14 protein-coding genes are annotated in these 26,862 nt (G+C 65.6%); 1 reads left to right on the top strand and 13 read right to left on the bottom strand.

Annotated features, from left to right (window positions below; genetic code table 11):
* Nucleotides 1-52: 52 nt before the first annotated feature.
* Genes JWS13_RS37570 through JWS13_RS37550 form a run of 5 tightly spaced genes read right to left on the bottom strand, consistent with a single transcriptional unit; the run spans nucleotide 53 to nucleotide 7,077 of the window.
* Nucleotides 53-802 (bottom strand): DUF6339 family protein, encoded by a 750-nt coding sequence (locus JWS13_RS37570; protein ID WP_206010383.1) that lies wholly within the window; start codon nucleotides 800-802, stop codon nucleotides 53-55.
* Nucleotides 799-1,686, bottom strand: a complete 888-nt coding sequence (locus JWS13_RS37565; RefSeq protein WP_206010382.1) for a hypothetical protein — start codon at nucleotides 1,684-1,686, stop codon at nucleotides 799-801. Before JWS13_RS37565 ends, JWS13_RS37570 begins: the two co-directional genes overlap by 4 nt.
* The gene (locus JWS13_RS37560; protein ID WP_206010381.1) at nucleotides 1,683-3,506 is read right to left on the bottom strand and encodes a hypothetical protein; all 1,824 of its coding nucleotides are present in this window, start codon (nucleotides 3,504-3,506) and stop codon (nucleotides 1,683-1,685) included. Before JWS13_RS37560 ends, JWS13_RS37565 begins: the two co-directional genes overlap by 4 nt.
* Nucleotides 3,503-4,498, bottom strand: a complete 996-nt coding sequence (locus JWS13_RS37555; protein ID WP_206010380.1) for a PD-(D/E)XK motif protein — start codon at nucleotides 4,496-4,498, stop codon at nucleotides 3,503-3,505. Before JWS13_RS37555 ends, JWS13_RS37560 begins: the two co-directional genes overlap by 4 nt.
* A complete protein-coding gene (locus tag JWS13_RS37550) occupies nucleotides 4,495-7,077 on the bottom strand; it encodes a Z1 domain-containing protein (RefSeq protein WP_206010379.1) in 2,583 nt (860 codons plus the stop codon). Before JWS13_RS37550 ends, JWS13_RS37555 begins: the two co-directional genes overlap by 4 nt.
* Nucleotides 7,078-8,165: 1,088 nt before the next feature.
* On the opposite strand from JWS13_RS37550, the gene JWS13_RS37545 reads away from it, so the two are divergent.
* Nucleotides 8,166-8,741 (top strand): TerD family protein, encoded by a 576-nt coding sequence (locus JWS13_RS37545; RefSeq protein WP_206011892.1) that lies wholly within the window; start codon nucleotides 8,166-8,168, stop codon nucleotides 8,739-8,741.
* 1,153 nt (nucleotides 8,742-9,894) lie between these two features.
* On the opposite strand, the gene JWS13_RS37540 is transcribed toward JWS13_RS37545, so the two are convergent.
* The 8 genes from JWS13_RS37540 to JWS13_RS37505 are packed head-to-tail and all read right to left on the bottom strand — an operon-like array spanning nucleotide 9,895 to nucleotide 26,401.
* Complete coding sequence (locus JWS13_RS37540; RefSeq protein ID WP_206010378.1) at nucleotides 9,895-11,064, bottom strand: TRAFAC clade GTPase domain-containing protein; 1,170 nt, start codon at nucleotides 11,062-11,064, stop codon at nucleotides 9,895-9,897.
* A complete protein-coding gene (locus JWS13_RS37535) occupies nucleotides 11,061-12,071 on the bottom strand; it encodes a hypothetical protein (RefSeq protein WP_206010377.1) in 1,011 nt (336 codons plus the stop codon). Before JWS13_RS37535 ends, JWS13_RS37540 begins: the two co-directional genes overlap by 4 nt.
* Nucleotides 12,072-12,099: 28 nt before the next feature.
* Entirely contained in the window at nucleotides 12,100-14,844 is a 2,745-nt protein-coding gene (locus JWS13_RS37530; RefSeq protein ID WP_206010376.1) for a GAP1-N2 domain-containing protein, read from the bottom strand.
* A complete protein-coding gene (locus tag JWS13_RS37525) occupies nucleotides 14,841-16,823 on the bottom strand; it encodes a SaeA-related protein (protein WP_206010375.1) in 1,983 nt (660 codons plus the stop codon). The genes JWS13_RS37530 and JWS13_RS37525 overlap by 4 nt, the downstream gene beginning before the upstream one ends.
* 38 nt (nucleotides 16,824-16,861) lie before the next feature.
* Nucleotides 16,862-19,564 carry a magnesium transporter gene (locus JWS13_RS37520; protein WP_206010374.1) on the bottom strand — a complete coding sequence of 901 codons (2,703 nt, stop codon included), beginning with the start codon at nucleotides 19,562-19,564 and terminating at the stop codon, nucleotides 16,862-16,864.
* A 1-nt stretch (nucleotide 19,565) separates the two neighbouring features.
* Complete coding sequence (locus JWS13_RS37515) at nucleotides 19,566-23,141, bottom strand: tubulin-like doman-containing protein (protein ID WP_206010373.1); 3,576 nt, start codon at nucleotides 23,139-23,141, stop codon at nucleotides 19,566-19,568.
* Between the two features lie 48 nt (nucleotides 23,142-23,189).
* Nucleotides 23,190-25,901: a vWA domain-containing protein gene (locus JWS13_RS37510; protein WP_206011891.1), complete on the bottom strand. Its 2,712-nt coding sequence runs from the start codon at nucleotides 25,899-25,901 to the stop codon at nucleotides 23,190-23,192.
* The gene (locus tag JWS13_RS37505) at nucleotides 25,898-26,401 is read right to left on the bottom strand and encodes a hypothetical protein (protein WP_241032483.1); all 504 of its coding nucleotides are present in this window, start codon (nucleotides 26,399-26,401) and stop codon (nucleotides 25,898-25,900) included. Before JWS13_RS37505 ends, JWS13_RS37510 begins: the two co-directional genes overlap by 4 nt.
* Between the last annotated feature and the right edge of the window lie 461 nt (nucleotides 26,402-26,862).

Raw genomic sequence — 26,862 nt, 5'->3', positions numbered from 1 at the left:
ACCCAATCAAACCAAGCGAGTTATACACGCAGCCCGGCACGCCCCGGAAAATCTAGACTCTCAGTCGCGCAACACTTCTCGAAATGAGTTCCCTTACATGATCGTCAATTTGATCGTTACTTAGGGTCGAGAAGTCGACAAACGCGAGCATTCGACGAAGGGCTGGTGTCACATCTCGGATCAATTCGCGCCTGCCACCTCCGGCCTCAGATTCCGTCACGATACGAGCAAGCGCCTGAGCAAGTCTCGGGTTACCTCCCAGCGATCGCCGCTCGGTTATCTGGTTCAAGTCACTCTCCGTCAACGCTCTTAATAGGCTGAAGTCTGGCCCGTCCGGAGTTGGAATCGCAAATGTCATTCCCTGCCACCACAGTCTAGAAAACATGTGGCGGGTTAAATCGCGTGCGATCCAACGCTCGATGTTTCGATCCTCAAAACGCCACATTGTCAGATCGGGAAGAGTGACAATACTCAAGAAGTTCCATACCCCACGGTTTGATGCCTCGACAGAGGTAATGTCCATTGTCGTGTAGATCAGCTCAGCTGCAGCGCGGTCGAACCCGATCCGTTGAGTATTGTTCGGCGCCTCTGGATATCCATATGCCTCACCGATCTCACGAAGCTTCTCAGCGAGCGCGCCAGCTTGACTTTTCGTAACACGGGTACCCCCAGTTGCCGCGTAGGTAACGTGTGCATGATGATCTCGTGCAAGGCCTTTGAGTTCACTTACCGACTTCCCACTAAACTTGTCAAAAGCGCTAGTACCAAACGCTGCACTTAGCCTCGGCCAGAGGTAGGTCATGTGAACGACCTCCCGAAGCCGATCACGCGTGCTCCACTAACGACGGCTGCCCTTAAGGCCATCGAATTCATTCCGTCCTCACTCGCCCACGCGACCGGGTCGGTAAGGATGCGCTGAGTCAAAATTCTCGCTGAGAATCCGAACGAATCCAGGTCAGAGCCCTCTAGCTCATCCCACCGCGCGAGCGCCCATCTCACAATTTCCTCAGCCAACCCCTCTTCCATCCCTTGGATCAATGCTTCCTGCCGTTCACTGTGGCGCTTCGTACGAGTAACGGCAGCGACCAACTCTTTGTCTGCCTGATTGATCAGCAAGATCATCGATCCCATCGCGGGCTCATCCGCAGAGAGCGGTAACTCCAAGAACCAACTCGCGCGCGGGTCCTTTCCGATCGCAGCGAAATCTACGATCTCGGTTGGGAACATCGCGGCTGTTCCGGTCAGTCTCAACAATCGTTGGTCCTGCCACAACACACTCCCGGCTCGCTTGACTTCGCCCGGACGGGCCCCGAGCCTGTCACGCTCCAAGACCAGCCTTCTCGTAATGGCGATTGTTGTCCCCGCGCAATTTGGGTCCACAATTAGGTCCACGTCAACTGGGCCTGACTTGAAATCGGTTCGCACCGATGGAGCAACTAGCCGGGTATCTGTCGCGTACCAGCCGCAGTACCAGGCAAGGGGGCTTCCGTCAGTCAAGTGGGCTGCTGCACGGACCTGTGAGGCGTCGGCCGACAACGAACACCGCAGACGCAGATAGGTTCGATAGTCCCAGTCCTCTACGAACTCATCGAGCTCTTCCCATTCGTCATCGACAAGTCGACGCCACGGTGTCGCAGCGACATCATCAGCATTTGGCACGAAGTAGGGCCTGATGTCCGTACTCACGAGACGGCCACCTCCAGGACTCTGAGCCTAAGCCGCACCACAGCGTCGTCCACCGGGACGACTCTAAGCTGCCAACGTCGCTCATCCATTCGATCTATCGAAATAGATGCGCCTTCACGGGTTTCACCTGACTCAACGCCCCGCCAACCAACGACTGTCGGGGCGAGTCTAAATTCGTTTGGGTCTTCGATACCGCCGTCCACCACGATGAACGGCTCAACGATCACTGTGTGAATTGAAGCCCACGTTGGCATCTGTACAGTCGCCAGGATGACGGGCCTCCCGTCCTCCTCGACTAACGCTGGACCCACTGCGAACCTAGGACCGCCAGTCGACCGTGACGATTTCCTTCCCGAACGGGTGTCACCATCACCGCGTCCGATCGCCCCGTCACCGGGTGTACCCGCGACCAAACCGGACAAGCGCCCCGACAACGCTGCCAACGGCTCTGCTGTCGAGTTCGCAGGACTGGCTGCCTCTCCCGCATGTCCAGTGAGCTTGTTCTTTATGAACCCCTTAGCAAGTTGGACCACACCTCGCGCTGTGCCCTGGAGACCGTTCGTTACCCAATCGTCGTGTGTGGGTGGTTCCGCGTCTGCGAAGTGCTGATCAGCCTGTTCGCTGACACGAAAGACGGCGCCGTATTGCAAGGACTCGTCCGTTGGCGCATCACCGGCAACATAGTCAACAACGAGGTCCGCGTGACGCATACGAGCGCAGTGGTGGGCTCTACCTTGGAAGGGTGCTGCTGCCGCTAGTAACTTTGACGCACGCACTGGAGCCATGTCCTTCACGAGTGCGAATCTGCCAATCTCGGTGGGAGCTGTCTTGCGAACCGGAACCTCGTACTCGCCATCCTTCGACAACTTTCGATAGGCCTTGGCGAATGGACGCAGCTCCAGAAGTGATTCTGGGTCAGGAACATCGAGCGCAAATCCGTCGCGCTTGACCGTGCACACCAATCGATTGGGTCGACCCGTTAGCATGTGCGGCCATAGGTTCCACATCATAGTCGAGAGTATGAATTCGGCAGCACTGTCCGCGTCCCGCGGTTGCTCCTTCCCAGCTTCGTTGATCTGTCGGCCAAGGTCTGCATCTACAACGGCTACCGTTGTGCCAGTTTCATTTTCATGGAACCGGGGCAATCCGAGGGCGTATGCGAGCTTCTCAGCTTCGTCGTCGAGGAGGGCGCGCGCAAAACCTGCTTCATGCAGACCCAACCAATGCCTACCGGTGTAGCGCACACCGTCGCGTGAAAATCCGTCGCCGAGCGCAGCAGCGATGAGCCGCCGTTGGCGTTTGCCCCGAAAGATACAAACGCTGTCCGCTACGACGATGTGACAGCGACTCACGTTATAGAGAATCCCTTTGCCGAAGCCATAAGATCCACCACCCAAATTGACAGCTTTGCGCTCGCCGACATTGCGGATGAAGTTTACGAAGTCAGGCCGCTCACCATCCAACGCGGGCTCGTCGGCCCTAAGCGGCCCACCAAGTCCGGTTGTTCCACGATCCGCGATCAACATGACCATCGGAGAACCTGACATCGCCTTCTCGACTCCCAGATTCGATCCAGGAGGCTCCGGGAGCAAGAAGTCACGCCACGCCTCGAGTCGGCGTCCAGAAAGTTGGTGAAGACGAATATCGAAATTGATATCGCCACCACCCGGCAATGCAGCGTCACAGGAGTTTTGGGCGGTCTCCCGCACCAAAACCGACAGTGGATCCAGTTGCGGCTTCCCAAGTTGCCGTCGAATGCCCTCCGACGCGGTGGATCCTTCGGCTGCTACAGGCTGCGACCACCATTCTGATCGATTCATGACTTTTCGGTTCCCAACCAATCCCTTAGTGCAGGCTCGCCCGCAGTCAACCACGATCGCAGCGAACTCAACTCGACGCTGTAGACCAACCTGTCAACACCCCCGGGAACTCCACCAGCGGCAAACGTGCTCGGCACAATCCTCGGCGTATTGTCAGACACTTCTACGTGCTCGACCGTTGGTACCGAGAAGCGCTGCTTATAATGCTCGGAATCGCGTACCGTGTAACCCACTGCACCCAGTCTTCGGATTGCTTCGGATCGATCGTCAACAGTATCCAAGAGACTGGTAACGAGCTCGGGCAAGGTCCTCCCATCGGGATCTTCCTCCACCGAGACGACCACGAGGGCAAGCGGAACCCCTGGAGGCTCTAACTGTCGAACCCCGTGAATCTCGATCGATGTCGAGGCCAGACCAACGGTCTTAACCTCGACCGCACGATCATCCAAAACAATATCGTGGGGTTCACGAAGCGGACCCCGCCAGCTACTGATCCTGACCCTGTTGCGTTCCTCGGTCATCTTGAGAACAAACAACTCTCCGAAGAGCGCCAGCTGCCCAACGTAAGTAAGGACGCGCCTTGACCGAATTTGGAGCAACGAACGCCACCTGTTAACCACCGCTATCGCAGTCTCAGCAGGGCTTTCCATGGCAGCTTCTATCGCCACAAGCACGTCCGTAAGAACATCGTCAAACAAATCGAACAGGTCCAGCCGGAAGCAAGAAATGTCGACGTACCTCGTTGGTCCGGTGCCGAAACTGTGAGTGCGAACGCGGACGGTAACCGCACCTTCTTCGTCTCCTAGGCTTGGTCGCTCCGAGGGCCCGAGCGGAATGAGGAGATGTCTCGCTCCGGCACCGTCGACCGCCACTCGACACTGTCCGTTCGCCGTCATAAGCGGCAGCGGTGCGCTCGCCACCTCAAGCCCACTTGGCGCGAGAACCGGCCAGCAATGCGAAAGCTCCTTCACCCATGTGGTCACGGGGTTCACGCTACGTCCTCACCGCTACCGGTCAGGCTTTCCAACTCAGCTGGTTCGACTTCGATATCGACCTCAGAAAGGTCGACGCTAATGTAGGTGCTCGGAACTTTACTCTTCTCTTCCGCACTACCCGGAAACACCATGGCCATGCCGATTACATCATCTTCAGCACCGAGCGCCCTGCGAGACTTCAGATTGTTCGCATCCGGTTCAGAGAGTGGCTGGATCGGATAAAGCAACAGGAGGCCCTTGTATCTTTGGCCCGGATCCTTGTCACGAGCCTCCATGAGGGCGACCTCGGAAAGCTTCCTGGCCTCCCTCGGATCAAGGAAATCGACAACTCGATGGTCCTTCGACATTAGCGTCTTGATGTCTGCACGATCTGTACCCGGGTCGTCAAGTCGCGATCTTATGATCCGATTGAAGTCGACACCACCGAGTCGAACCACACCTGTCTCCGACTTCTTGTCCCCCGCCATTACTGCAACGTTCCACAAGTCGAGGAAACCCTGCTCTCGTTGGCGCCGAAGATACTTGGCAATGAGTTCTGGGTCCAGATCTGGAGAGTCTTCATGAGACGTGTAATCCTTAAGGAAGTTCAGAACGAGATCCGCCGAAACATCGCGGTAAACGACCGGTCCCGTTTCAACTAGCTCTTGCTCAGCTCCTTCGGTTCGCACCGCCGCAACAAGTGCGTCCGCTGCATCCTTATTGCGCCGTAGCCATTCCACATCGTTTGCCTTGAAATAGCGAGTCTGCACGCGCCGGCCACTATATGAAGAATAGGCGGGCCGCGCAGCACCCATTTTGGCTGTTACACGCAAGACCGGATGCGTTCTAATTCTCACACCGAACTCAGTAGGGTCTAGGCCCTGCTCTTCGTATCGATCAATATCAAGACGAATTTCATGCTCCACAGTAGCCAAATGCCTGAACCATTCACATAACTGGTCGGTCATCCAAATTCGCGGAAGATCTTCGTATCCTGGACGGAACCCAAACCACCTTGCCATCTGCAGTAGTGTGTCGTAGGCCTGAGCAGCCCTGACGAAGAAACTAACAACCAACCCCTCAAGGGTAAGGCCTCTACTGAGGGTGTTGCCCCCAACGGCAATAGCAATCTGGCCAGGCTCTGAATAATCGAGCCGGTCGTCACTACGGCAGTTGTCAAGAATTAGGCGTGACTTCTCTAATACCCCGGGAAGTTGTGCGAGTACGTCCCCGAACGTGACGGGAGTGAGGCCGCCAATCTCGTTAGCCGGGATTCGGCCGGTTTCCGACGCCCACTGTTTCCCGAGTTCATCGAGTAGCTCAGGGTTGCCCGCTGCCAGCTTTCTGCGAATGTCGTCCTGCACAGCAAGGATCGGGTCACGATAGCTTTCGTGCACGGAAATCTTGACCGCTGTGTGAACCAGCATGGTGGAGTGACCAAAGTCGTTCCTGGCCCGCCGGGCTGCCGTTGCGAGCCAGAACCAGCGCAACGCGTCGGTCAGACTCTTCGTGATCTCAGGGGTGAAGTCGACAGCCGCCTTCTTACCCACGGGACGCAAGAGGTCGATCTCTGCGTCATCGACCCGCCTAATCATGTCGTAACCGTCGAGATCGGTCCCCGAAGACTCCTCCCCTTCAACGGCGTCCCGCCCAAAAACTCTTCGAGTACCAAAGTAGCCCTTCGGTTCTGGCAGATTCAGTATGAAGTTCTTGGGATATAGGTCGTCGCCGGTTGGATCGATAAGCACATTCGCGAATGGAGTCGCTGTATATCCGATATACGTAGATCGAGGAAGCTTTGCGAGTATCTGGCGAATAAGCGGGTTAATGGCTTTCGTCTCGACACTTGCTTGGTCTGCTTCGTCATCAATAATTAAAGTAGGCAGATCTGAGAGCACTCGCGCCTTTGCGGCGGGAGCAAGCCACTGATCGAGCCTCTTCAGCACTCTAACGTTCTTCTTGACCACACATAGCGCCACCTTGTCATGATGACCGTGCAATAGTGCAGTCGACTGAGTCGTGGGGGCATAGAAGTCGTCGTTCTGATCCGTCAGGGTAAGCCACGAATGCGGGGAAAGCTCTTTGAGCTGTTGGTCAAGCCGTTCCTGTGTCTGGCGACGAAGGCCGTTGTGGATACCGGACAATACAATTACAAGCTTGTAGCCGACGTCGGCAGCCTTCGCGATTACCGCCGTGAAATTAGTTGTTTTTCCGCTTTGCACATATCCAACGACTAAGCCTTTTGAGTTCCAAACCTGGGTGTTAGGTTGGGGCGTATAGGCAACCACCTTGCTTGACGCACGATCAAGAGTAGCGACGCGATCGGGTTTCCACTCCAGTTTGTCCTCGAAGAACTTTTTCAGCGTTGGCCAGTGATGGTCGCTTTCTTCGTTTGGACCCGGATACCAAGGGTCACGGGGCCCAGCGAGCACAGTCGGGACTTCAGTGTCGACCTGCGCCACCCGACGGTTGTATTCCGCCACGTACTCCGCGAGAGCACTAGCTTCCAGAATCGGGCGGAACTTTGTCTCAGCTTCCTTCAGACCCTTCTTCCGAGCCCAGTCTGCAAACACCGGAAAGAAATCGTCCACTGCCATGGTCCCGCCCGTCGTTGTTGTCTCTACACCTAGCGTGAACTTAGCGCATGCCTTGCGGTTACCAAGCGGCAGATAACAGCATCTTCCAGTGGCGTCCACGAAGATTAGGTACGAAGCAGGTCACACCATGACCGGCGTGTCGTAGCCCAAACGGCGGCCACCGCGTGGCTCTTCGAGAGACCGACCAAAGTCACTCGATGAAGAAGCACGCGACGACCATTGCCCACGATATCGATGAGCGCGAGTTCCTGACCGAGCGGGCTTCGGGTCAGCCAACGATGGCGCCCGCACCGTAGTCAGTGGCGGCTCGGACACGTTAAGAGCGGCAATCTCCAGAAGCTGTGCCAGCTTCATTGTGAACGGGCCCACCAAGGCGTGCCCGCCAATGCCGTAGCCAAGGGACATCAATAGATACGGCGCACCTTGAGACCCGGCGCGTATATCAAACGAATGACAAGAGGCAGCAGACTTTTTCGACAACAGAACTTGCAATGAGGCGTTCAGCAAGCTTGACTCGGGCAGGTCGCCGAAGCCTCGAAGTTGGATGCGCAAATGTGGTAACGATTGTGCACTCGCCTCCCCGATGGCACCGCACCGGTTTGATGAGCACGCCATCGCGCTCGATTTCGACCAGGGAGGATTCGAGACCGGCAGACCTCGAGGCGACGAAAGGAACACACGATGGTGCGTGTGGCGTGGCGTACAGGGACCACATCTCTGTTCCAGACTCCCGACCCCAGTCCATCTCGGCAGACGAAGGAAGGCTTGCCGATGCTGCATGGTTAACGATCTGGCCGTTGAGGCCGTCGTACCCTCCACCGTGTTTCCCTCTCACTCATGCGTATGCCGGGATACCCAGAGGGGTAGTCGGTCCGGTGGTGTCGTGCGTTACCGGTCCGCGTCATCAGTCTTCGCGATCACGGAGACCCCGTCCACCGTGTTTGGGTTGAGCGCTCATCGAACGAGCACCGCTGACCTCTGGGTAGTCCGCTTCAACGACAAGGTCGGATGCTATGGCTATTGTGAGGGCGAACATCGAACACCAGGACGCCGATCTGGTCGTCGTCCGCAGTCTCGAAAGGACCACCATGGGCGTCACCCTAGCCAAAGGCGGCAATGTTTCCCTGTCGAAGGCAGCACCGAACCTAACAACGGTGTCTGTTGGACTCGGCTGGGACGCCCGCGGAACCACCGGCGCACCCTTCGACCTTGACGCGAGCGCCCTCGCCACCGGCCAAGACCGGAAGGTGCTTTCCGACCTTCACTTCGTTTTCTACAACAACCTCCGGTCCCCCGATGGTTCGATCGAGCACACTGGCGATAACCTCACCGGCGAGGGAGACGGCGACGACGAATCGATCAACGTCGATCTCTCCGCAGTTCCTGCGAACGTCACCAACATCTTTTTCCCCGTGTCGATCCACGACGCCGACACCCGCGGCCAGTCCTTCGGACAGGTCACCAACGCCTTCATCCGGGTCGTTGACAGCACCACCGGTATAGAACTGGCTCGCTACGACCTCACCGAAGACGCTTCCAGCGAAACCGCAATGCTCTTTGGCGAGGTCTACCGTCACAACGGCGAATGGAAGTTCCGCGCCATCGGCCAGGGTTACGCCTCCGGACTCGCCGGCATCGCACGCGACTACGGTGTCAACATCTAACGCCTGTATAGGCGTCGGGTGCATCACGCCCGAACGGCCCCAAGCAAAACGGTAACAACTGGGTACCTGAATCGCGAGGGCGTTGTGGCCCGAACGCATTCGCTTCGACGCGATCGTCGCGTCGCGCCACCCGGGCAGTGTCGCTCGGCTAGTAGACAGAGTTATACGGGCCCGTCGGAACAACTCTGCATCGTTTTCCTGGATCTTTCCTCTGAGGCCACAACTGTCGCCCTCAAACAACAGAGTCAAAGTCTCGGTCATTGCGATGGTGATGCACGACATATGACCACTTGTCCGATCAAGCTTCGTCAACCAGCTCGACGCCCACGAGTGATACTCGGTCCGCGCCGGGTACGGCACGGATCGCGACAAATATTGGCCCAGGATGCGGGCAGTTTGGCCTGCATCAGGCCAACTGACTAACTGCCGAAAGCTGAGCGTGGAACTGGCGAGACGTTCTTCGGTGGACGCGCGACGACTGGCGGCCGACGAGTCCAGCACACAACCCTGGGAACCTACAGCCACGGCCCAGCTGATTTCGTCGAGATCCCGACGATCGAGACGGCCGTTAGCACGAACGAATCCGGTCGATTCGGGATCGAGTATCCATTCATCGTTGTCGAGCAACCATGAACCCTGTGATTGCCCCGGGCCAATGGATTCTCCCCAATCGCCGGCGACACTAGGAGGCGCTCATCTGTCTCTCGAGGTCGACCCGCTGCAACTTGACCTGTCGGAAGACCATCCCTTACGGCATGGGCAACGGACACCTGCCGGCCCATCGCTGCGCCAATGCGTAAAGGGGCCACGGCTCTTGCAGCTGATCACAGAGCACGTGGACGAGCGCATCATCCGTGACGCGACCACTGACGAGCTTTTCGGTCGCGCCTGTCGCCATCCGGGGAGCCAAATATGCTGGTATGCAGCTCAAGGCACGCCGATAGAAGTAGATCGACGCCTTTCGGCATCGAATCAGGGTAGAAGGACTTTTCCCTGGATCTGTAGGGTAAGTCACCCGTCCCGCGTGTGGAGGCTTGCGTCCAGCGACCAACCTGCAGAGAAGGCAACAACCATGAAATTGCCAAGCTCTTCTGGGCCGTCATGAAATCGAAGGACGATAGCAGCCTCATTGTTTGATAGTTGGACTCCGTCGTTACACCCACACCCCCCGCTGCGCGAGGATCCATCGCACGGGGTCGAGGCACCGGAAGGGTGAGATCCCACTGTCGTGGAGTCGATCTCCGACGGGCGATTCGCCCAGTGCCGAGACGGCGAAGAACCGGCTCGGCAGGGCGTTGCCGGCGGGCGGCTGGTCCACCGACATCACCATCGACCGCGCCTCGAGTTTGTCGAGCAGGCTGCGCACCTCTTCGTGCAGCAGCTGCCCGTCCACCTCGTGGTACGGGGCGCGCTGCAGACTCGGGTCGCGGAGGAATGCCGCGCCCCGCTGCGACATGATCTCGCTCCAATCGCTGCCCTCCACCCGCTCGAGGGCTTGCAGCGCATCGAACTTCGACAGCACCACGGCCAGGTTGGGGGTCCCGGTCCCGATGATCGACAGGACTGTCCGCAGCACCGACCGCGGGTCGCCGCCGACGCGCTCCTGCGCCGGCACCAGGTCGTGCAGCTGCTGCCGCACCGATTCGACCTTCAGCGGATCGAACATGAACACCACGCCGTCGGCCTGCGCGAAGAACTGCATGTGCGTCGCGTCCACGTTGCCGGGGTTCTCCAGGTCCTCCCCCGCCACATCCCGGATCACGAGGTACTGCCGGGTGTCGTCCCGCAGGCCCGGGCCGAGGCTGAAGATCAGCGGCTCCCGCTGATACGGGTTACCGGTGTGCGAGGCCGGCGTCGACTCGAGAATGCCGCGCTCCTCGAACAGCGGGCGCTCGTAGTGCTCACGGAAATTCACCTCGGTCTCACCGGTGGCGGGTTCCACCACCCGGTTCAGCCGCTCTCCCAGCAGCTGCAGCGTCTTCACCAAAGCCGCTATGTACACGGTCTTTCCGGTGGCGCGCGCACCGGCCATCGCGATGCACGCGGCGCGCCCGTCACGCCACCCGGCGGGCAGCCGGAAGTGGCACTGCGGGCATACCTCCACGGCCGGCCCGCCGGCCTTGCCGGTCGCGTAGTCGTCCTCGGGGGCCCAGTCGTCGCCGGCGTCGGCGGGACGCAAGAGTTCGAAGACCTTCCCCGACCGCACCTGGCTGCCGTGATATTTGGTGGCGACGTCGTCGACCTCGACGTCCGTCGGGGCAACCGCCATCCACGCATACCTGTCACCGGTCAGGGCCGTGAAACACCGCGGGCACTTCGTCATCGTCGTACGCCTTCCGAAAACAAGCTCGCCGACACATCGGCCAGAAGCGAGGTCACCACTACAGACAGACTCGACAGCTCGGGCGCCGCACGGGGCGGCACCGCGGTGACACCGGGCCCACTCTCGGCCGTGTCTCCGACGAGCACGAGGTGGCGGATCACGGTGTCGGTGCACGCACCGTCCCAGTCGGCGGGCACGGCATCGGTCACCGTGAACGCCAGGGTGCGAGTGTCGCGCGCAGTCCGGTCGACGGCTGCCGAACGGAACCCCATCCCGAGGGCGGCCGAGTCGAGCTCGGCCTGAACCTGATTCGCGACGTCTCGCAGTTCGGCGGCGGGCAGGGTCGTCACCGCGTGGCCGATCAGCCGGACCGCCAGCTCTTCGCGGGTGCCCACCACGGCCGCGACCCCGGAGAGCACGTCGATCACCGTGCGGACGCTGCCGTCGTCGATGCTAGACAGCATCGACATGGTGGTGTCGACGTCGACCTCCACGTCGAAGCGGCGCAGTTCGGGCAGCCGGTCGAGCGCGAGGGCGCTGCGTGCGGCCGACCGGGCACGGGAACCCACGTCGGTGAGGGACACGTCGACGGCGGTGCGGCGGGCCGTGATCGCGAGCCTCGACCCCGCCGGGGCGATCGTCGCCAACTCCACCTGGTGCAGCCCCGACACGTCGACGGGGGTCAGCTCGGCGCGCTCGGAGTCGAGGTCGCGACTGCTGTCGACGCCGATCGTCACCTGCAGCACCGTCCCGTCCGGGAAGGCCGCGCACTCGCCGTCCGGCCGGGCCACGACCACGATCTCGGTGTCGACCCGCGGCAGGATCAGCAGCCCGACGCGCGGATACAGCGCCGGTTCGGCCGGCCTGCCGTCGGGCAGCGTGGCGCGCACCGCGACGGCCGTGGTGACCGCGTCGACGGTGACCGCGAGCGGCCGATTGGGCAGTTCGACGCGGCCCGCACCGTTCAGCACATATCCCGACATCAGTTCGATCCCTTTCCCCTGCATGCGGTGCGCATGCGTACTGTCGTCCCGCTCATCGCCGACCCGACCGTTCGTGAGCGAGCAGCACGAACCCTGATTCGACGTCCTCGAGCCAAGTCGACGCGAACCGCGCATACGCGTCCCCGGCCCGGAATCGATCGGCGACGTCGTGCCGTTCCCGCATCTCGGCGCGCAGCGAGGCCGACACCTCGAAGGTGCCGACGGGACCGCGGTAGTCACCGTCCCCCATGACGATCGAAGCGACCTGCTCGAGCAGCGACCGTCGCGCCTGCGCAGGCCCGACCTGGAGTCGGCAGAGCAGGTCGTCGCGGTTCAGCACCGATTCGATGTGCGGGGCCGCCGGCGAGCTGAGCACCGCCGACCGGATCACCCAGTGCTCGTTGAGGGCACCGCTGCGCACGAGATCGACCAAGGCGGTGACCGCGAAATCCGAGTCCTGATCCACCGCACGCGCCAAGGCGTCGACGTGACTCGCGGGCATCGTCGGCATGTAGGTGCCGTTGTGCGGCGGGAAGAACTGGAACCCGGCCACCGCGACCACGGCAAGGCGGACGAGGAGATCGTGCGGAAGCTGCGCCGGGCAGGCGTCGCCGTAGTCCTTCAGCACCGGCCAGCCGTGCCGTTCCAGCGCGCGCCGGAGCCTCGGGTCGTCGATCCGGTCCCACTGATCCTGCGCCCGGATGAGCGCCCACGACACCGCCAGAGCGTCGACGGGGTGCGCGGCGCCGGAGACCACCGAAGCACCGCCTCGGTTCGCGTCGAGGTGCTTGACGATCATCTCCACCTCCGATCCCCACTGCTCGAGCACGAGAACCGGCAACAGGAATCGCGGTGCGACGTGATCGGGGAACGCGCCGACGAGTTCGCACCACTGCGCGACCGTCCAGAGGTACGCGTCGACGAGCGCATCGACATCGCTGGGCGCCCAGCCGCCCGCGCTCGCTTCGTAGATCACACGCCACAGGGCCAGCGACGCATAGCCTTCCCACGCCTTCCGGTGAACCGCGGTGCCGCTCTTGACCACCGAGAACACCGCGTCGGCGACGATGGCGCACAGCGGTTCGGCGCAGCGTGACGGCGCCGCGGTCAGGTCCTCGGCGGTCGGCACCCGGACCTCGTCGACGAGCCAGCGCAGAACGTCGGGCGCGAGCCGGGCACCGAGCGGGCGCCCGGCGAAATCGGGGTGACCGACCACGGCCGACTGCAGCAGACGGCAGGTGTCGGTTCCGACGGCACCGAGTCCAGCGACCAGTGCGGGGCCCGTCTCGTGATCACACAGGACCGGGACGACGACGCGGTCGAGCAGCTCGGCGGCGAGGTCGCGCCCGGAGTCGCCGAGAAGGTGTGCGTGCAGGAGCAGGTCGAGTGTCTTCACCGCATCGTGCGCGGTCGCGGCGGGATCGGCCGCCAGGGTGGTCACGAGCGCCGACAGGGCCTTCTCGGCTGCCCGCTGCAGATCCTCCGAAGCTGGCCAGGTGGCAAACAGCGCAAACTCCGCCGGGCCCGAGGCTCGGATCCAATCCCGGTCGGCGAGGGCCCGATACGTGAGAACCCGTCCGGCCACGTCCCAGACCACCGGTGCCGGCCGGCCGCCGTGCTGCCAGTCAGCGACCACGTGCCACGCCTCGCTCATGGTTCCGGGCAGGTGCTCGTCCACCACATGCGCGACGACCGCCAGCTCGTCGGGGAACGCGGACAGCGTGTCCGGCGACTGTGTGAGCACGACGGCCGTGGCCTCGGGCAGGGCGTCGTGCAGTTCGGGATTCGAGAGCACGGCCATGGCGAGCGGCCAGGCACCGGCGAGGTCGCGGTCCCCGACTGCGGCGGCCAGGGTGTCCTGGTGGTCGAGTGCGCGTCGGGCGCTGCCGGGATCGACGAGCACGGTCTGCGCGAGCACCGACCACGCCGTGACGGGCACCAGCTGCCCCGTCGCGGTCCGGTGCGGTTCCCCGCCCCATTCGCCGAGGTCGGGGGTGTCGGTCTCGCCGAGGACGACGCAGCCGTCCAGCGCGTCGACGGCGTCGCGGGCCGGCACGCAGGCCAGGTGCACGCCCCGGGACAGGGTGTCGACGACGGTCGAGCTGCGGTCGAAGGTCGACCAGCCGAATGTCTGCGCCGCACCGGGCGGCATGAAATGGGAGACCGCACCGATCCACCGGGCCGCGTTCTCCGCGTCGGCGCACCCCAGCACGACACCGGGGCCACCGTGCATCGCCTGGTCCACCGCGTCCAGCAACAGACCCAGCACACCGACGCGCCACGTGCCGGGATCGAGCAGAAAGTCCAGAACTGCTGCGCGATCGATCATTCCGGCCGGGGCCGGTGCGCTGCCGGGGAGTTCGGCGGCGGCGACCGCGTCCGCGCCGTACGGGGCCAGCCAGTCGGGTGAACCCCACCGTTCGATGGGCCGGACGGCCGTGTCCGGCGCGCGGTCGAGGACGACGTGCGCGAAGACGTTGCCGGGCCGCCCCGACGCGTCGGCGCCGGCGGGCACCGTGTGCCAGTAGCAGCCGCCGGTCTCGGTCGGCGCATACACCAGGCGCCGCGGTCGTGCCGCGATGTCGGCCGGGGTGGGGAACTGCGGGAGCGCCTGCGGCGAGTCGAATCGGGTCGCGACACCGGCGCGCATGAACTCCTGCTCGGCAGCACTGACGCCGTCGCTGACGTCCTTGACCTGCCAGCCGCCGCCCGCCCGGCCCCGGTCGGGGGCGTCGAACGACGTGTAGGTGAGTTGACCGAACCGCGGCGGTCCGGGTGCCTGCTGCGGTGCGCTCATTCCACCGGTCCGGGCGGAAGATCGAGCAGGCGCAGCTGATCGACCGGCGGATCGATCAGCGCGAGCGTCCGGTTGGTCTCCGGCCGCACATCGGCGAAGACGCGCAGGAATCCCACCCTGCCGGACACGTCGGCCGTCCAGGGCTGCCCGAATTCCTTGCGCAGACCGCGCGGGTGGAAGCTGCGGGCCCCGGCCGTGGTCTGGCCGTCGCCGCGGACCTCGAGCGGCTCGCCGTCGCGGGCGCTGAGCGGCAGCCGCCCGGCGTTGAACACGACGACGAACGGTGGTGCCGTCGGCAACTCCAGTTCGGATGCGAGCCGGATGACGGCGGTGGCGGCGTTTCCGGTCGGCGACCGCTTCGTCTCCAGCCGGTACTCGATGCGCAGCAGGCCGGGGTACTCGACGGTGGCCGGGATTCCGACGATCGGTTCACCCGCGGTGTAGGCGACGGGGACGACGTGGACGGAACACCCCCGCGGGGGCAGCGGTTCGGGCAGATGCAGTCCGCCGTCGCGGTCGTACGTCGAGCGGGAGATCTCGGCCATCGGCCGCTGCTCGATGGCGTGCTCGGCGGAAATCTCCGGTGCACTGAGGTACACGGACACCGACGCCGCACCCTCCGGCCACGGAAACGTGAGCACCTGCTCGGAGCAGCGTTCGACGATCCGGACGTCCCGCAGCGGCGGCAGCGGACGCGTCGCGATGAACGTGCGCCCCACCTGAACCTGCCCGTCCAGCGACGTCACCGGGGTGAAATACGCACGCACCCACCCGCGCGGCCACGACACGTCCGTCATCCGGTGCGTGCCGTCCTCGCCCGCGACGGCCGGGTGCACCAGCCGCGCGGAACCGGGAAGTCCCCCCGACAGTTCCAGCGCGTCGGCGGCGAGCACCGCGCCGTCGAGACCGGCCCGCGGCGCCGATTCCGTCCGGTACAGCATCACGGCGCCGATGCCGGGTGGCGTCCACTGCAGGTCGAACCGCAGGTTGTCGCTGTCGCCGTGCGTGGTGACGTGCAGATCCTCGACCTCTTCGAGCACCGCCGATACCGCGATCTCGGCCTGCGCGACCGCCGACAGCCGGGTGTGCCCGTCCACCTCCACCTCGCAGATCGCGCGGTAGAGGTAGCGCTGCCCGCGCCGGGCGTCGCGGTCGACGAACCCGCCGAGGTTGGCCTGGTCGGCGAGGATGCGGTGCCGCTGGTCGTTGTCGACGCGGACACTGCCGTCGAGCGGGATGCGGAGCACCCGCACGGTGGTGACCGTGGGCCACGCACTCCACTGGCCGATGACGGCCCCCTCGTCCTCCATCACGATGAATTCGGTGACCGGACTGAGGATGTGACCTTCCGCGATGAGGACGGGCTGCCGTCGGACGGCGTCCCGCTCGTCGCGTCCGACATGGCACCAGACCTGCAGGTGCCGCACCGCGGCGGCCGGGGGTTCGGTGTCGACGAGGAGGGTGCCGCGCGTGACGCCGACGAGCCGGCCGGCCTCGGGCTTGTAGGCGCGATGGTTCTCGCCGGACACGACGCGGTAGAGCACCGTCTGCCCCGCCTGCGCCTGCATGGGCTCCCACTCGAGCAGGTGACCGCCGGTGGGTTCGGTGCTGATCGTCACCGCTCCGACGGGGTGATCCGAGTCGGCGTGCAGGAATTCGCAGAAGTCCTCGGTGCGGAGCGAGATCACGTGCTCGCTGCCCGGTGCGGGTTCGGTGACCGGCGTCGGCGCGGCGGGTGCGGTGGGTGCGGGCGCGCGGGTGGTCGCCGCGGCCGGCGCGGACGACAGCACGTCGACGACGTCGTCGACGAACGGCTTCGCCTGCCGGGGCAGCATCGGTTCGATCTCCTCGGCGGTGCGCCGGTTCGATCGGAGGATCTGCTGCAGATGCGTGTCCTTGACCACGCCGGGGCGCAGCCTGCCGTCGTCGATCTGCTGCTGTCGCCATTGCTGCAATGCCGCGAGGGCACCATCGGACACTGCTGGGGAGGCAACCTCGGTCACGGTTCCACTCGCTTTCAGAAGTTGAGGCCGTCGACGACCGGGACGACGAATGCGGTTCGCACGGCAGCGTCGGCGGCGGTCGAAGTCTGCCTGGCCGGACGCAATTCGAATTCGGGGATCCGCTGCATCTCCACCGGGTCGGCGCGGCGAACGTGGGTCGCGCGCAGATCCTCGTCCGACAGTCCGTCGGTGTACTGGGTGGTGACGGCCACGAGCCCGCAACCGACGCGCACGCGGGTCACCGTCTCGCCCGACACGGCGGACAGCCCCTTGGTCGACGCCGTGTCGCTGAAGATCGACCGGTCGAAGAACGCGACCCCGTCCGACTCGGTGCCGATTCCGGCGACGAACTCGTCGACCCCGACCCGCCGCGCCGCTCCCCCGTCGAAGTACTCGACGGTCTCGAGCAGGCCGTGGACGAGTTCCTCTCGGGTTCCGGTCAATTCGGCGAGAGCCCGCTGCCACAGCACGGCGGCGCCGGTCGCCCGGACCGTGCCCTGGTCGAACCGTTGCGACCACTCGTCCAGCGCCGAACCGGAGCCGGCGCCGGGTTTCGCGGCCAGCAGCCCCGGGTCCCGGTCGATGTCGTGGCCCGCGGAGCCGAGCGCGGCGCCTGCCGAGCCGAGCACGGTGTCCCAGGGGTCGGTCAGCCACCCGACCGTGAACAGGTCGCGGCGCAGGGCCCCGGCCACCCGTTCCACCTGGCCGGTGCTGGGTGTCCCGGACGCGATCGCGGTGTGCCGGGGCAACCCCCACCCGACGGTGCGCGACGACGTTCGCGTCTGCGCACTGACGCCGAGCGGCTCGGCCAGGAACGCGCCGAGGGCACGGCTCCACGACAGGAACTGCCGGTAGGCCCCGGTGAGGTGCTCGATCTCCCGCAGCGCGACACGCAGATTGGCCCGATCCGCGGCGTCGGCGCGCGCGGCCGCGTCCCGCTCGACCAGCAGCCGTTCGAGGAATTGCTGGGTGCGCTGGCACACGATGGCCACCACCGCGGCCCACGCCAGCACGCACACGGCGATCGCCGGGCCACCCCACCACCAGGAGATGATCTCGCGCCACGCGAACACTCCGGCGGCGACGGCGAGCAGGAGGAAGACCACGGTCGCGATGCGCACCCGACGGAACATGTGCGCCTGCTGCTCCGCGCAGGCCTCGGCGAGGTTCTGACGTTGCTCCGACGTGTCGAGGCGTTCGAGCAGTACCCGGGACTCGTTGACGGTGGCGTCGAGGCGGCTCGTCAGGATCGACCCGAACGACACTGCGAAACTGCGCTGCTTCCGGCTCCACCACACACCGAGGGCGGAACTCGTCCGCCGGGCGTCGAGACCGATCGTCGGGTCCTGCTCCAATTCCCGCAGACGGTCCCGGGTTTCCGTCACCCCGAGAATGTCCGCCGGCTCCACGGCGTGCAGGCTCAGCGTGGCCGACACCATTCCGGGGATGTCCGTGAACCGGTCGCCCGGGCCGGGAACCACGTCCGACGCCGTCCGCAGGATCGCCCGGTGGGCGCCCACCTGCACCGGCGGCAGACCGGCGGAACGCTCACTGGCGTCCGACAGGGTGAGGGCGGCGCGGGCGTAGTCGCGCCACAGCGCCGACAGGTCCGGGGTCACCGGCTGCGGGGTGGCGCCGGCCGCGTCGAGCATCGCGCCGATCTGCTTGGACGCCCTCTCGTAGTCGGTCCACGCGACCTTGTGTCCGTCCGCGTCAACGCCGCCCACGACGACCCGGTAGGCACCGCGGGTGGATCCGAACAGGGTGGTCTGGGTGGCCGACGCCACCGACGCCGACGCCCGGTTGGCCACCCGCGCGACCCACTGGGCCGGTGCGTTCCGCAGCACCGCGAACAGGAAGGAGAAGAACATCCGTAGGGCCTGCACGAACCGGATGGTGCGCGGCTCGACCGCGCCGGGTGCCTCCGCGCGTTCACCGCTGAGCAGCGCACTGTGTTTGCGCCACAACGCGCGTGCCATCGTCGACGTCGCCGCCGCGACGTCGTCGGCATACAGCACGTTGGTGCCGGCGTCGTGCGGCAACGGCATCAGCCCGCCGAAGTCGAGCAGCTCCGAGCGGAGGTCGTGCTCGGCGCGCGCCGTGTCCAGGCGCCGGTAGTAGGACCGCACCACCCGCAGCGCGTTGCCGGGGAGCACCGGTTCGTCGTCGAACGGGGCGTGCTGCGCGTCGTTCCACAGCCCGGTCACACCGGCGATCACCGGGGCGGCGTGCCGCCCGACGGCGAGGGGATCGGCTGTCGGCGCCAGCGATTCGTGTCCCATGCCCGGGCCGCGGGAGTCCTCGGGGGCGATGAGCAGGTTGTGCCAGCCGGCCAGGGTGGTGACGCCCGCGTCCGCGTCCCCGGGGCGGCGCACCAGCAGTCGGAGCCGGCTGGACCGCGCGCCGCCGGAGTTGGACGTGAGCAGCTCGGAGACGAACCGCACCGACTCCGGATCGACCTGTGCGGTGCCGGCGACGAGCACGCAGATCCGCACCCGGTCGATGCGCCGCGACGCCAGCACGTCCTGCAGGACCACCGACGTGTCGGCACCGGCCGTGGTTTCCAGCGCGCGCAGGCGGGTGTTGTCGGCGGCCACCGCGGTGTCGTCGATCCACAGGAACGGCGACACCAGCCCGGCCGCGGACAGATCCCGGAGCACGTCCCGCACACCCTGCGCCGGACCGTCCGCCGCCAGGAACACCGTCAACACGCTCATGTCAGAACTGACCGGCGTCGGGGAGGACGAGGGCGTGCGCCATCGCGGTCGGTGCGGCGGCGAGTACCGGAGCGTGGTTCGGCTGCTCGGGTCGTTCCGCGCGGACCTTGCACTCCTCGACGAGGCCGATCAATTCGCCCGTCGCCCAATACACGTCCGGTGCGATGTCCCGGAAGATCGGTGTCTGCGAGGCGTGTTCCCGCAACCCGACGACCGACAGTGCGCCCCCGCCGGGTGCCCCGTCCTGCCCGGGTTCCATGTAGTGCACGCCGATGAGGTCACGGATCTTGGACAGCCAGGCGACGGCGTTGCCGGCTCGCTCGGCGACCGAGAATTCCGGTCCGGTGTTCTCCACCTGCGACTGCCAGCCGGTGACCGGCACACCGGTGCGCAGCCAGTTGGTGAGCCGCGCCTTCGCGGACACCTCGTGGATGCCGCTGACCGGGTCTTCCGCGGACGAGTCGTAGACCGCGCGCAGCGCCCGGTAGGGCAGCATCGAATGCATGACCGGCGGCTCGTGCGACTGCGCCATCGCGAGCAACACCGATTCGAGCACCGCCGGAAGCCAGTCGTTGCTCACCGTGAACCGGGACGGCGGCGTCAGCAGCGGGTTCGGGAAGTCCACCCAGTCGCCGATGCCGGCGTCCCACACCCGGACGGGTTCGTCGTAGGGGGCCGCGGGCAACCGCACCTGCCCGATCGCCAGCCCGAGGAACCACCCCGCCGTCATCGCGCGGCGTTCGTCGCGGTGCATCGGCAGCGATGCGGCCAGCGGACGCGACCGGCGCCACCTCCAGAACGACTCCTGCTGCGCCGGCGTCGAATCCGCCCACTGCTTGGCGGCGGGCCCGAGCACCGAGTCGTACGCCAGCGGGGAGTAGTTGGGGTACGAGCCGAAGATGTCGATACGCGTGAGCCGATCCTCGTCGGACAGCAGCCGCGCGAACTCCCCCTCCGTCTCGTGATCGATCATCGGGTCCTTCTGCAGCACCTGCGAGAGCGTGTCCGCGACCGGCAAGTTGAGGAACGGCACCGACGTGAACTTGTAGCGGTACTCCACCTGCTGCCCCGGGTGCAGCGCCTCGAGCGCCTGCTGGTTGACGCTGGCCAGCGGCCGCGCGAGCGAGAGCGCCTCGGTGAACTTGCGCCGCAGGCGGTCCCGCCGCTCCTCGATCGCATACGCGGGCACGGTGTGGTCCTCGATGTACTCGCGGAGCGACACCCGGCAGAACCGGTCGAACGATTCGCCGGTGCGGCCGACGAACTTCCGTGCCCGATCGAGCAACTCGACGGGACGCACGTGCACGTCGTAGCGCGCCGACGACGGCACCAGCGCCTCCCGGGTGTTCGGGTCGATCGGGAACGCGCGCGACCGCCAGGCCGCCGTGCGCTCGACGAGAGAGTGGTCCTCCCCCGGGGCCCGGGTGCCGTCGACCGTCGTCCACAGACCCGTGACCACGCTCGCGACCGCCTGCTCGACCGCCGCCGCGAACGGGGGCGTCCCGGTCTCGGAGGCCGTCACCGCGAGCGGGAGGTCGCCGCGATACTGATCCATGAAGTCCGCCGACGGAGTCAGCATCACCTCGTTGTTGGCTTCCGCGAACCGCTTCGGCACCCGGTCGGCCTTGTCGGCGGGCCAGGCGCCGTACTGATCCGTCGCGAGCCGGGCGAGCCCGACGTCGCTGGCGGGCTTGTTCCGGGCGCGACGCAGCGCGGTCTGCTCCTCGTTCAACGCGTCGAGCAGCGGCTGCAGGACCTCCGGCACCAGCGCGGCAACCACCTCGGCGACCTTGCCGGACAGCGACGCATACAGCTGGCGGTACACGTTGTCGCGGCAGTCGGCGACGATCCGATCGAGGATCTCCGCGTCACTCTCGATGCTGCCCTTGAGGTTGGTGAGCACCTGCGTCGCATCGGCGGTCTGCGCCGTGATGTCCTCCGGCCCGCGCCGCGACAGGTCCTCGGCACCGGTCCGCACCGAATCCTTGCAGTATGTGAGCAGGCGGCTGACCAGCGCGGTGGCGTACGGGAGACCGAGCTGGGCGATCGACCTGCCGACCGTCGCCTCGATCCGGTCCACAAGACCCTTGTGCCACATGTATGCGTGCGCGACCGCGTGCTGCTCGGCCGAAGTCGTCAGCGCCTGCCGGCGTCGTCCCAGCGCCTGCCGGATCTCCGGAACCCACTGCCCCGCGACCAGACCGGAACCCGACGGAAGGTGTCCGCGCAGTTCGAGTTCCACCGTCTGCCCGGCCATCCGGGTGGCGTCGGCGGACGGCAGCACCACGGACGTGAGCCAGGCGCCCACCCCCATCTGCGCGCCCCGCGCGTCGGCGTGGGCGACCGGGAGCCCCATCGCCGCGAGCAGGCTGTTCCACTGACCGTCGAGAATCGAGTTGACCTGATCCTCGTCCGACACGGGGCTGCCCGGCGACCGGTGGCCGTCGAGGAGGCGGTCGACGGCGCTGCGGGCCAGCCGCTGCGCCGAGTACTCGGCGTACCGGTCGCGGCCCATGCTCAGGCTCGAGAAACCGTAGGTTCCCCACGGCAGGTTGTCCCACTGCCCGCCCCACCCGATGTTCTCCCGCTGGCCCGGCAGTCCCGCACCGTTGGTGAGGTCGTACTGCACGAACTGACGGGTGGCCGCGCCGCTCATCATCATCCCGGCCAGGCCGCGGGCCAGGCCGCGGTAGATCGCCTTCTGGGATCCGTCGCCGAACGGTGCGCCCTCCACACCGACCTTGCGGCCCACCGGGAACACCCGCGCGAACGGAACCTTCTCGCCGGCGCCGTGCTGCTGGCCGAGTGCGCGCAGGATCTCCACGTCGTGTTCGCGCGCCGACCCGAGCTGGCTGGCGACGATCTCGCCGAGCATCGCCAGCGCGTTGGCGCGGACACCGGTGGTCGCGCTCTTGCCGAGTCCGTCGAAGATGTCGGGCGCCACCATGAACACGCCCATCAGACGCGGGTCGAGTCCCGGGATGAGCGTGAGCAGCCGGCACACGTCGAGGGCCATGGACGCACCGGCGCCGCCGGCCATCGACGACACCACGAGCACGATCGGCGACTCACCCTGCTCGAAGGACCCGCCGCCGGGCACGTTGAGCGAAGACATCTGGCTGGCCGTCTCGACCGTCGACAGCTGATCCCACGCCCGCTGCAGGGTGTCTCGGATCCCGCCGGCCTTGCTCAGGGTGATCATCCGGCCGAGTGAGCGGTACTGGCCCGCACCCGATCCGATCGGCACCGTCACCGACGACGGGTCGCGCGGCGCCCAGGTGGCGATCTCGTCGAGGCTCTGCTTCGCGGTGAGCTGGTTGGTCAGCGCATTGTCCAGCACCGCGTACGAGTCACCCTGCGGGCCGCTGCCGAAGTAGAAGCCGCCCTGGTCGCGGACGTTGTCGAGGCCGTCGGGCCCCGCCTCGGGAGCCGTCGGCACGTCGATGCTGACGAACTGCCACCCGCCGGGGATCCGGTCGACGCCCGCCGCAGCGAGATCCGAGCGCAACTGATCCATCATGTACGCGAGGGTGACAGCGCCGGAACCACCGCAACCGACTACGAGAAACCGCCTCATTACGGTCCTTTCACAGAAGAGAGAGCTTGAAGTCGAGGACGATCCGGGTCAGGAACCGGGAGGCCGGAACGGATCGAAGGGGTCGGCGGCGGACGAGCGGGCAGGGGCACCCGCGCCGCTCTGTGCCGTACCGCCGAACGTCGGGGCCGCGTCCCAGGAGGGTGCCGCGCCGAACGTCGGGGCGGGAGCACCGAAGGGGTCCGACGACGGTGGTGCACTCGGCGGCGTCGCGGACGGGGTCGAGCCGGGGTGCGCGGCCCTCAGGTCGGCGACCCGGCCCGGCACCTTGCGCACCAGGTCGGCGACCAGTCGGCGGTTGCTGTCGTCCGTCGCGTCGGCACCGACGAGAAGCAGCACGGTCGCCAGGTTCGCCGGACCGTCCGGGTCGTGCAGCACCACCCAGTTGTTGTGGATGGCCAGCGGAAGTCGCGCGGCGCCCGTGCGCCGGTCGACCGACGGTTCGGCTCCGGACGCTGCGACGAGTCCGGGCTGCTGCGCGACGACGTACCCGGGCCCGAACGGCGACAGACCGATCCGAGTGCGCAACTCCACACCCTCGACGTCCAGGCTGCGCGCGGGTTTGTTCAGGCCGCGCACGAGCTGACTCAGGTCGCTCTCGCGGATGCCGAACTCGGCACCGTCCCGCAGAACCTGCCCGCCCTCGATCGTGACACCGACGCGCATCGCTTTGAGGGTCTTCGCCGGGATGCGGGCCGTCCACCACTTGACCCCGTAGAGCAGCAGCGGCGGCACGGCAATGCTGAACAGGAGGACCAGGACGAACACGAGCCAGAACCGGCCGCTGTTGAGCGGCTTCTGCAGCTCCGCGGTGAAGGCGACGTTGATCGGCAGCGCGCGGTCGGGCTCACCGGGAGGGGACATCATCAGCGGAATCGACCCGTTGAGGGAGCCGTTGCCCGCGGCCGGAACGGACAGGTCGACGGGAAGACTCGCCTGCTGGCCCTCACCAATCTCGAGGCAGTTCGCAGCGGACGGCGCCGACCCGGCCGAGACGCCGACGTCACCGACGCCGTCGGGCACGGAATCGAGCGCGACCGGTGCGGCCCCGTCGAACCACACGCACCCGGGACCGGTGATCGGGATGCTCGCGGCGAACTGTCCTGCGCCCTCGACGGTGCCGAAATCGACCGTCGACGGCACGACGGGGTAGCCGATCGGCGGCGACACCGTGAGCGGGACATCGACGAACTGCGGCGTCAACGCCGTACCCGGGGCGATGACCTCACCAGCGGCGGACCGGGCGTCGGCCGTCGTCACATCGAGTGTAAGGCGCAGCGTCGCAGCCCCCGGCGGAACGTCGGTGAAATCGAGTTCGACGGGATCGCCGATGCGCTCCTTGGCAATCCGATCGACCAGCGGGTGATCGACGTTCCCCGCGTCGGTCAGCGACACCGACAGGGCGGCGCTACCCAACAGGTCGGAGGGGTCGATCGCATTCCTGTCGGAGTCGACGATGCCCAGCCGGATGGCGGACGTCTTCTCACCGCTGTGGACGGCCGACGTGTCCATTCCGAGCCAGGCCGGGAACAGGTTGCCCGAGATGTGGATGTTCGTCTTGGAGCGGGCCAGCGGGCTGGAGCCGTCGGGATCGACGAACACGAGGGCCCACATGCCCTGCCACTGCGCGGAGTCGTCGGACTTGGTCATCGTGAAGCTGACCGATCGGGGCGACATCCACCGGTACGCCACCTGGGCGCCGTCCAGTGTTGCCGTGGTGGGTGCACCGGCACGGTCGAGTGCCAACTGGGCCCCGCTCGGAGCGATCAACGTCGGGATCAGCCCCTCCGCGTCGGCCGAGCCGAGCACGGTGACCGAGCTGATCGAGTCGTCGAGCACGAAGCGGTGCTGCGCCTCGTCGCACACACTTACGACACAGACACCGGTCTCGCCCTCGATCGGCGCCTGACCGGGTGTGCTGAACGCGTCGAACGCGAACAGCAGGTCGTCGATGTTCTGCGCGAGGTAGAAGTCGCCGGGCGACGACGACGTGGCCTTGCCGCACGCACCGTCGCCGCCGGTGGCGATCGACCGCATCAGGTCGAAGTCGCTGGGCTGCGCGGTGCCCGCGGCGAGGCCCACCGCGAACGTGACGATTCCCGACGAGCGCAGCTGATCGGCGATGCCGGCGGGGCGACAGATCGACTCCCGGGCGGCGGCGACAACCTGTTGGACGCCCTGATCGCTGCCCAGGGAAACTCCCGGCGAGTAGGGCTTCTCGGCGTCACGGACGGTGAAGTCGAGCTTTCCGTCGGAGAACCACGCCACCGCCTGGCAGCGGTTGGTCGCCGATTCGCCGTCGCGTTCCGCGAGCGTGCGTCGGGCACCGTCGAGCGCGTTCCAGTAGTCGGTGTCGATGCCGTCGGTGCGGGTCCGGAACTTTTCCACCTCGCCCTGCAGGGCGGGCAGCGAACCGTTGTCGAGTCGGGTCCACGGTGCGTGGACGGTGAAGTCGTCGGAGAATCCGGCGATCGCCACGTTGAGTTCCACACCCGCGGACCCACCGAACGTGTTGAGCTGTTCGAGCAGGTAGTTGGCGGCGGACACACGCGCCGCGTCGGGGTCGGAACCCTGGAGGCTGCCGGACTGATCGACCATGAGCAGCAGGTCGCCCTGTTGCTGCGCGGCCAGGCATCCACCGAAATCGCCGACCGCCGCGGTCGTCGGGGCCGCGGATGCCGTCGGGATCGCCAGCAGCAACGGCACGAGCATCATCGCCGCGAAAGCGGCTACCTTCTTCACAGTCGACCCGCCCATTCCGCAATGTGCCACGCGCTCGCCACGATTCCCGCCAGTGCAAGGACAGCGACCACCCAATATCCCCGCTCAGCACCCTTCGACCTCGAGTACACGGGCATCGCCCGCTGAACCGTGTCGAGCACGGTGAACCGGGCGAGCAGTGCGAACGCGACCGGGCCGGCGAGCACCCACGCGAGGACCGCAAAGGCGGTGATCGAACCGAGAACGATCGCGAGAGTCAGTCCGGCTACCGCCACCAATCCGGCCAGCACAAGCAAGATGACCGGCGGCTCGCCCTGCGCAATCGTGACGCGTGGCCGCGGACTCGGCGCCGCAGCAAAGGGCTCCGCCGCCGCTGTCGGGGCGAACGCGGTGGGCTGAGATCCGAAGGGGTCGGCGGAGGTCGAACCGAACTGGCCTGCAGCCGGCCACGACGAGGGTGCGTCGGTGGACGGGCGATCACGAGACGTCTCGTAATCGCTGAAGTCGAAGGGATTGGTCATCGAGGCACGAATTTCTCTCGCGATAGGGCGCAGACGCACGGGGAACCAGGTGTGGAGATCGAACATTCCATCGCGACATTGCGACGAGCGTTACACGAGCGATGATGAAACAGTAAGCGGCACAGCGAGTCGCAGATACCGCGGACGTCGGCGTCGCCCAGCAGGCGGCACTGCGGCCACATCAGAATCGGCGGCGTCGACCACGCGCGCCCGTCCCCCTCATTTCTTTGAACGTCGAACTATGCTGCCGAAATTACACCCCGCCTCCGACACGTTTCCCGATCAACGCGTCGGAGCGACCGAGATTCATTCAAGCGAATGACAACACCCCCACCCCTCGGCCAGCCGCCCGCCTCGGACCCGTTAGTTGAAACTAATACCAGACAAACCTGGCGTCACACATATCCGCGCCAACCACGGTGATGTAGCTAATAAATTGCGCGCCAACAAAACCGGATCAA

It is taken from the genome of Rhodococcus pseudokoreensis (genome assembly GCF_017068395.1).
GTDB lineage: Bacteria > Actinomycetota > Actinomycetes > Mycobacteriales > Mycobacteriaceae > Rhodococcus_F > Rhodococcus_F pseudokoreensis.
Note: the sequence above shows the minus strand (reverse complement) of the source record. Positions and strands in the feature narration are given on the sequence as shown.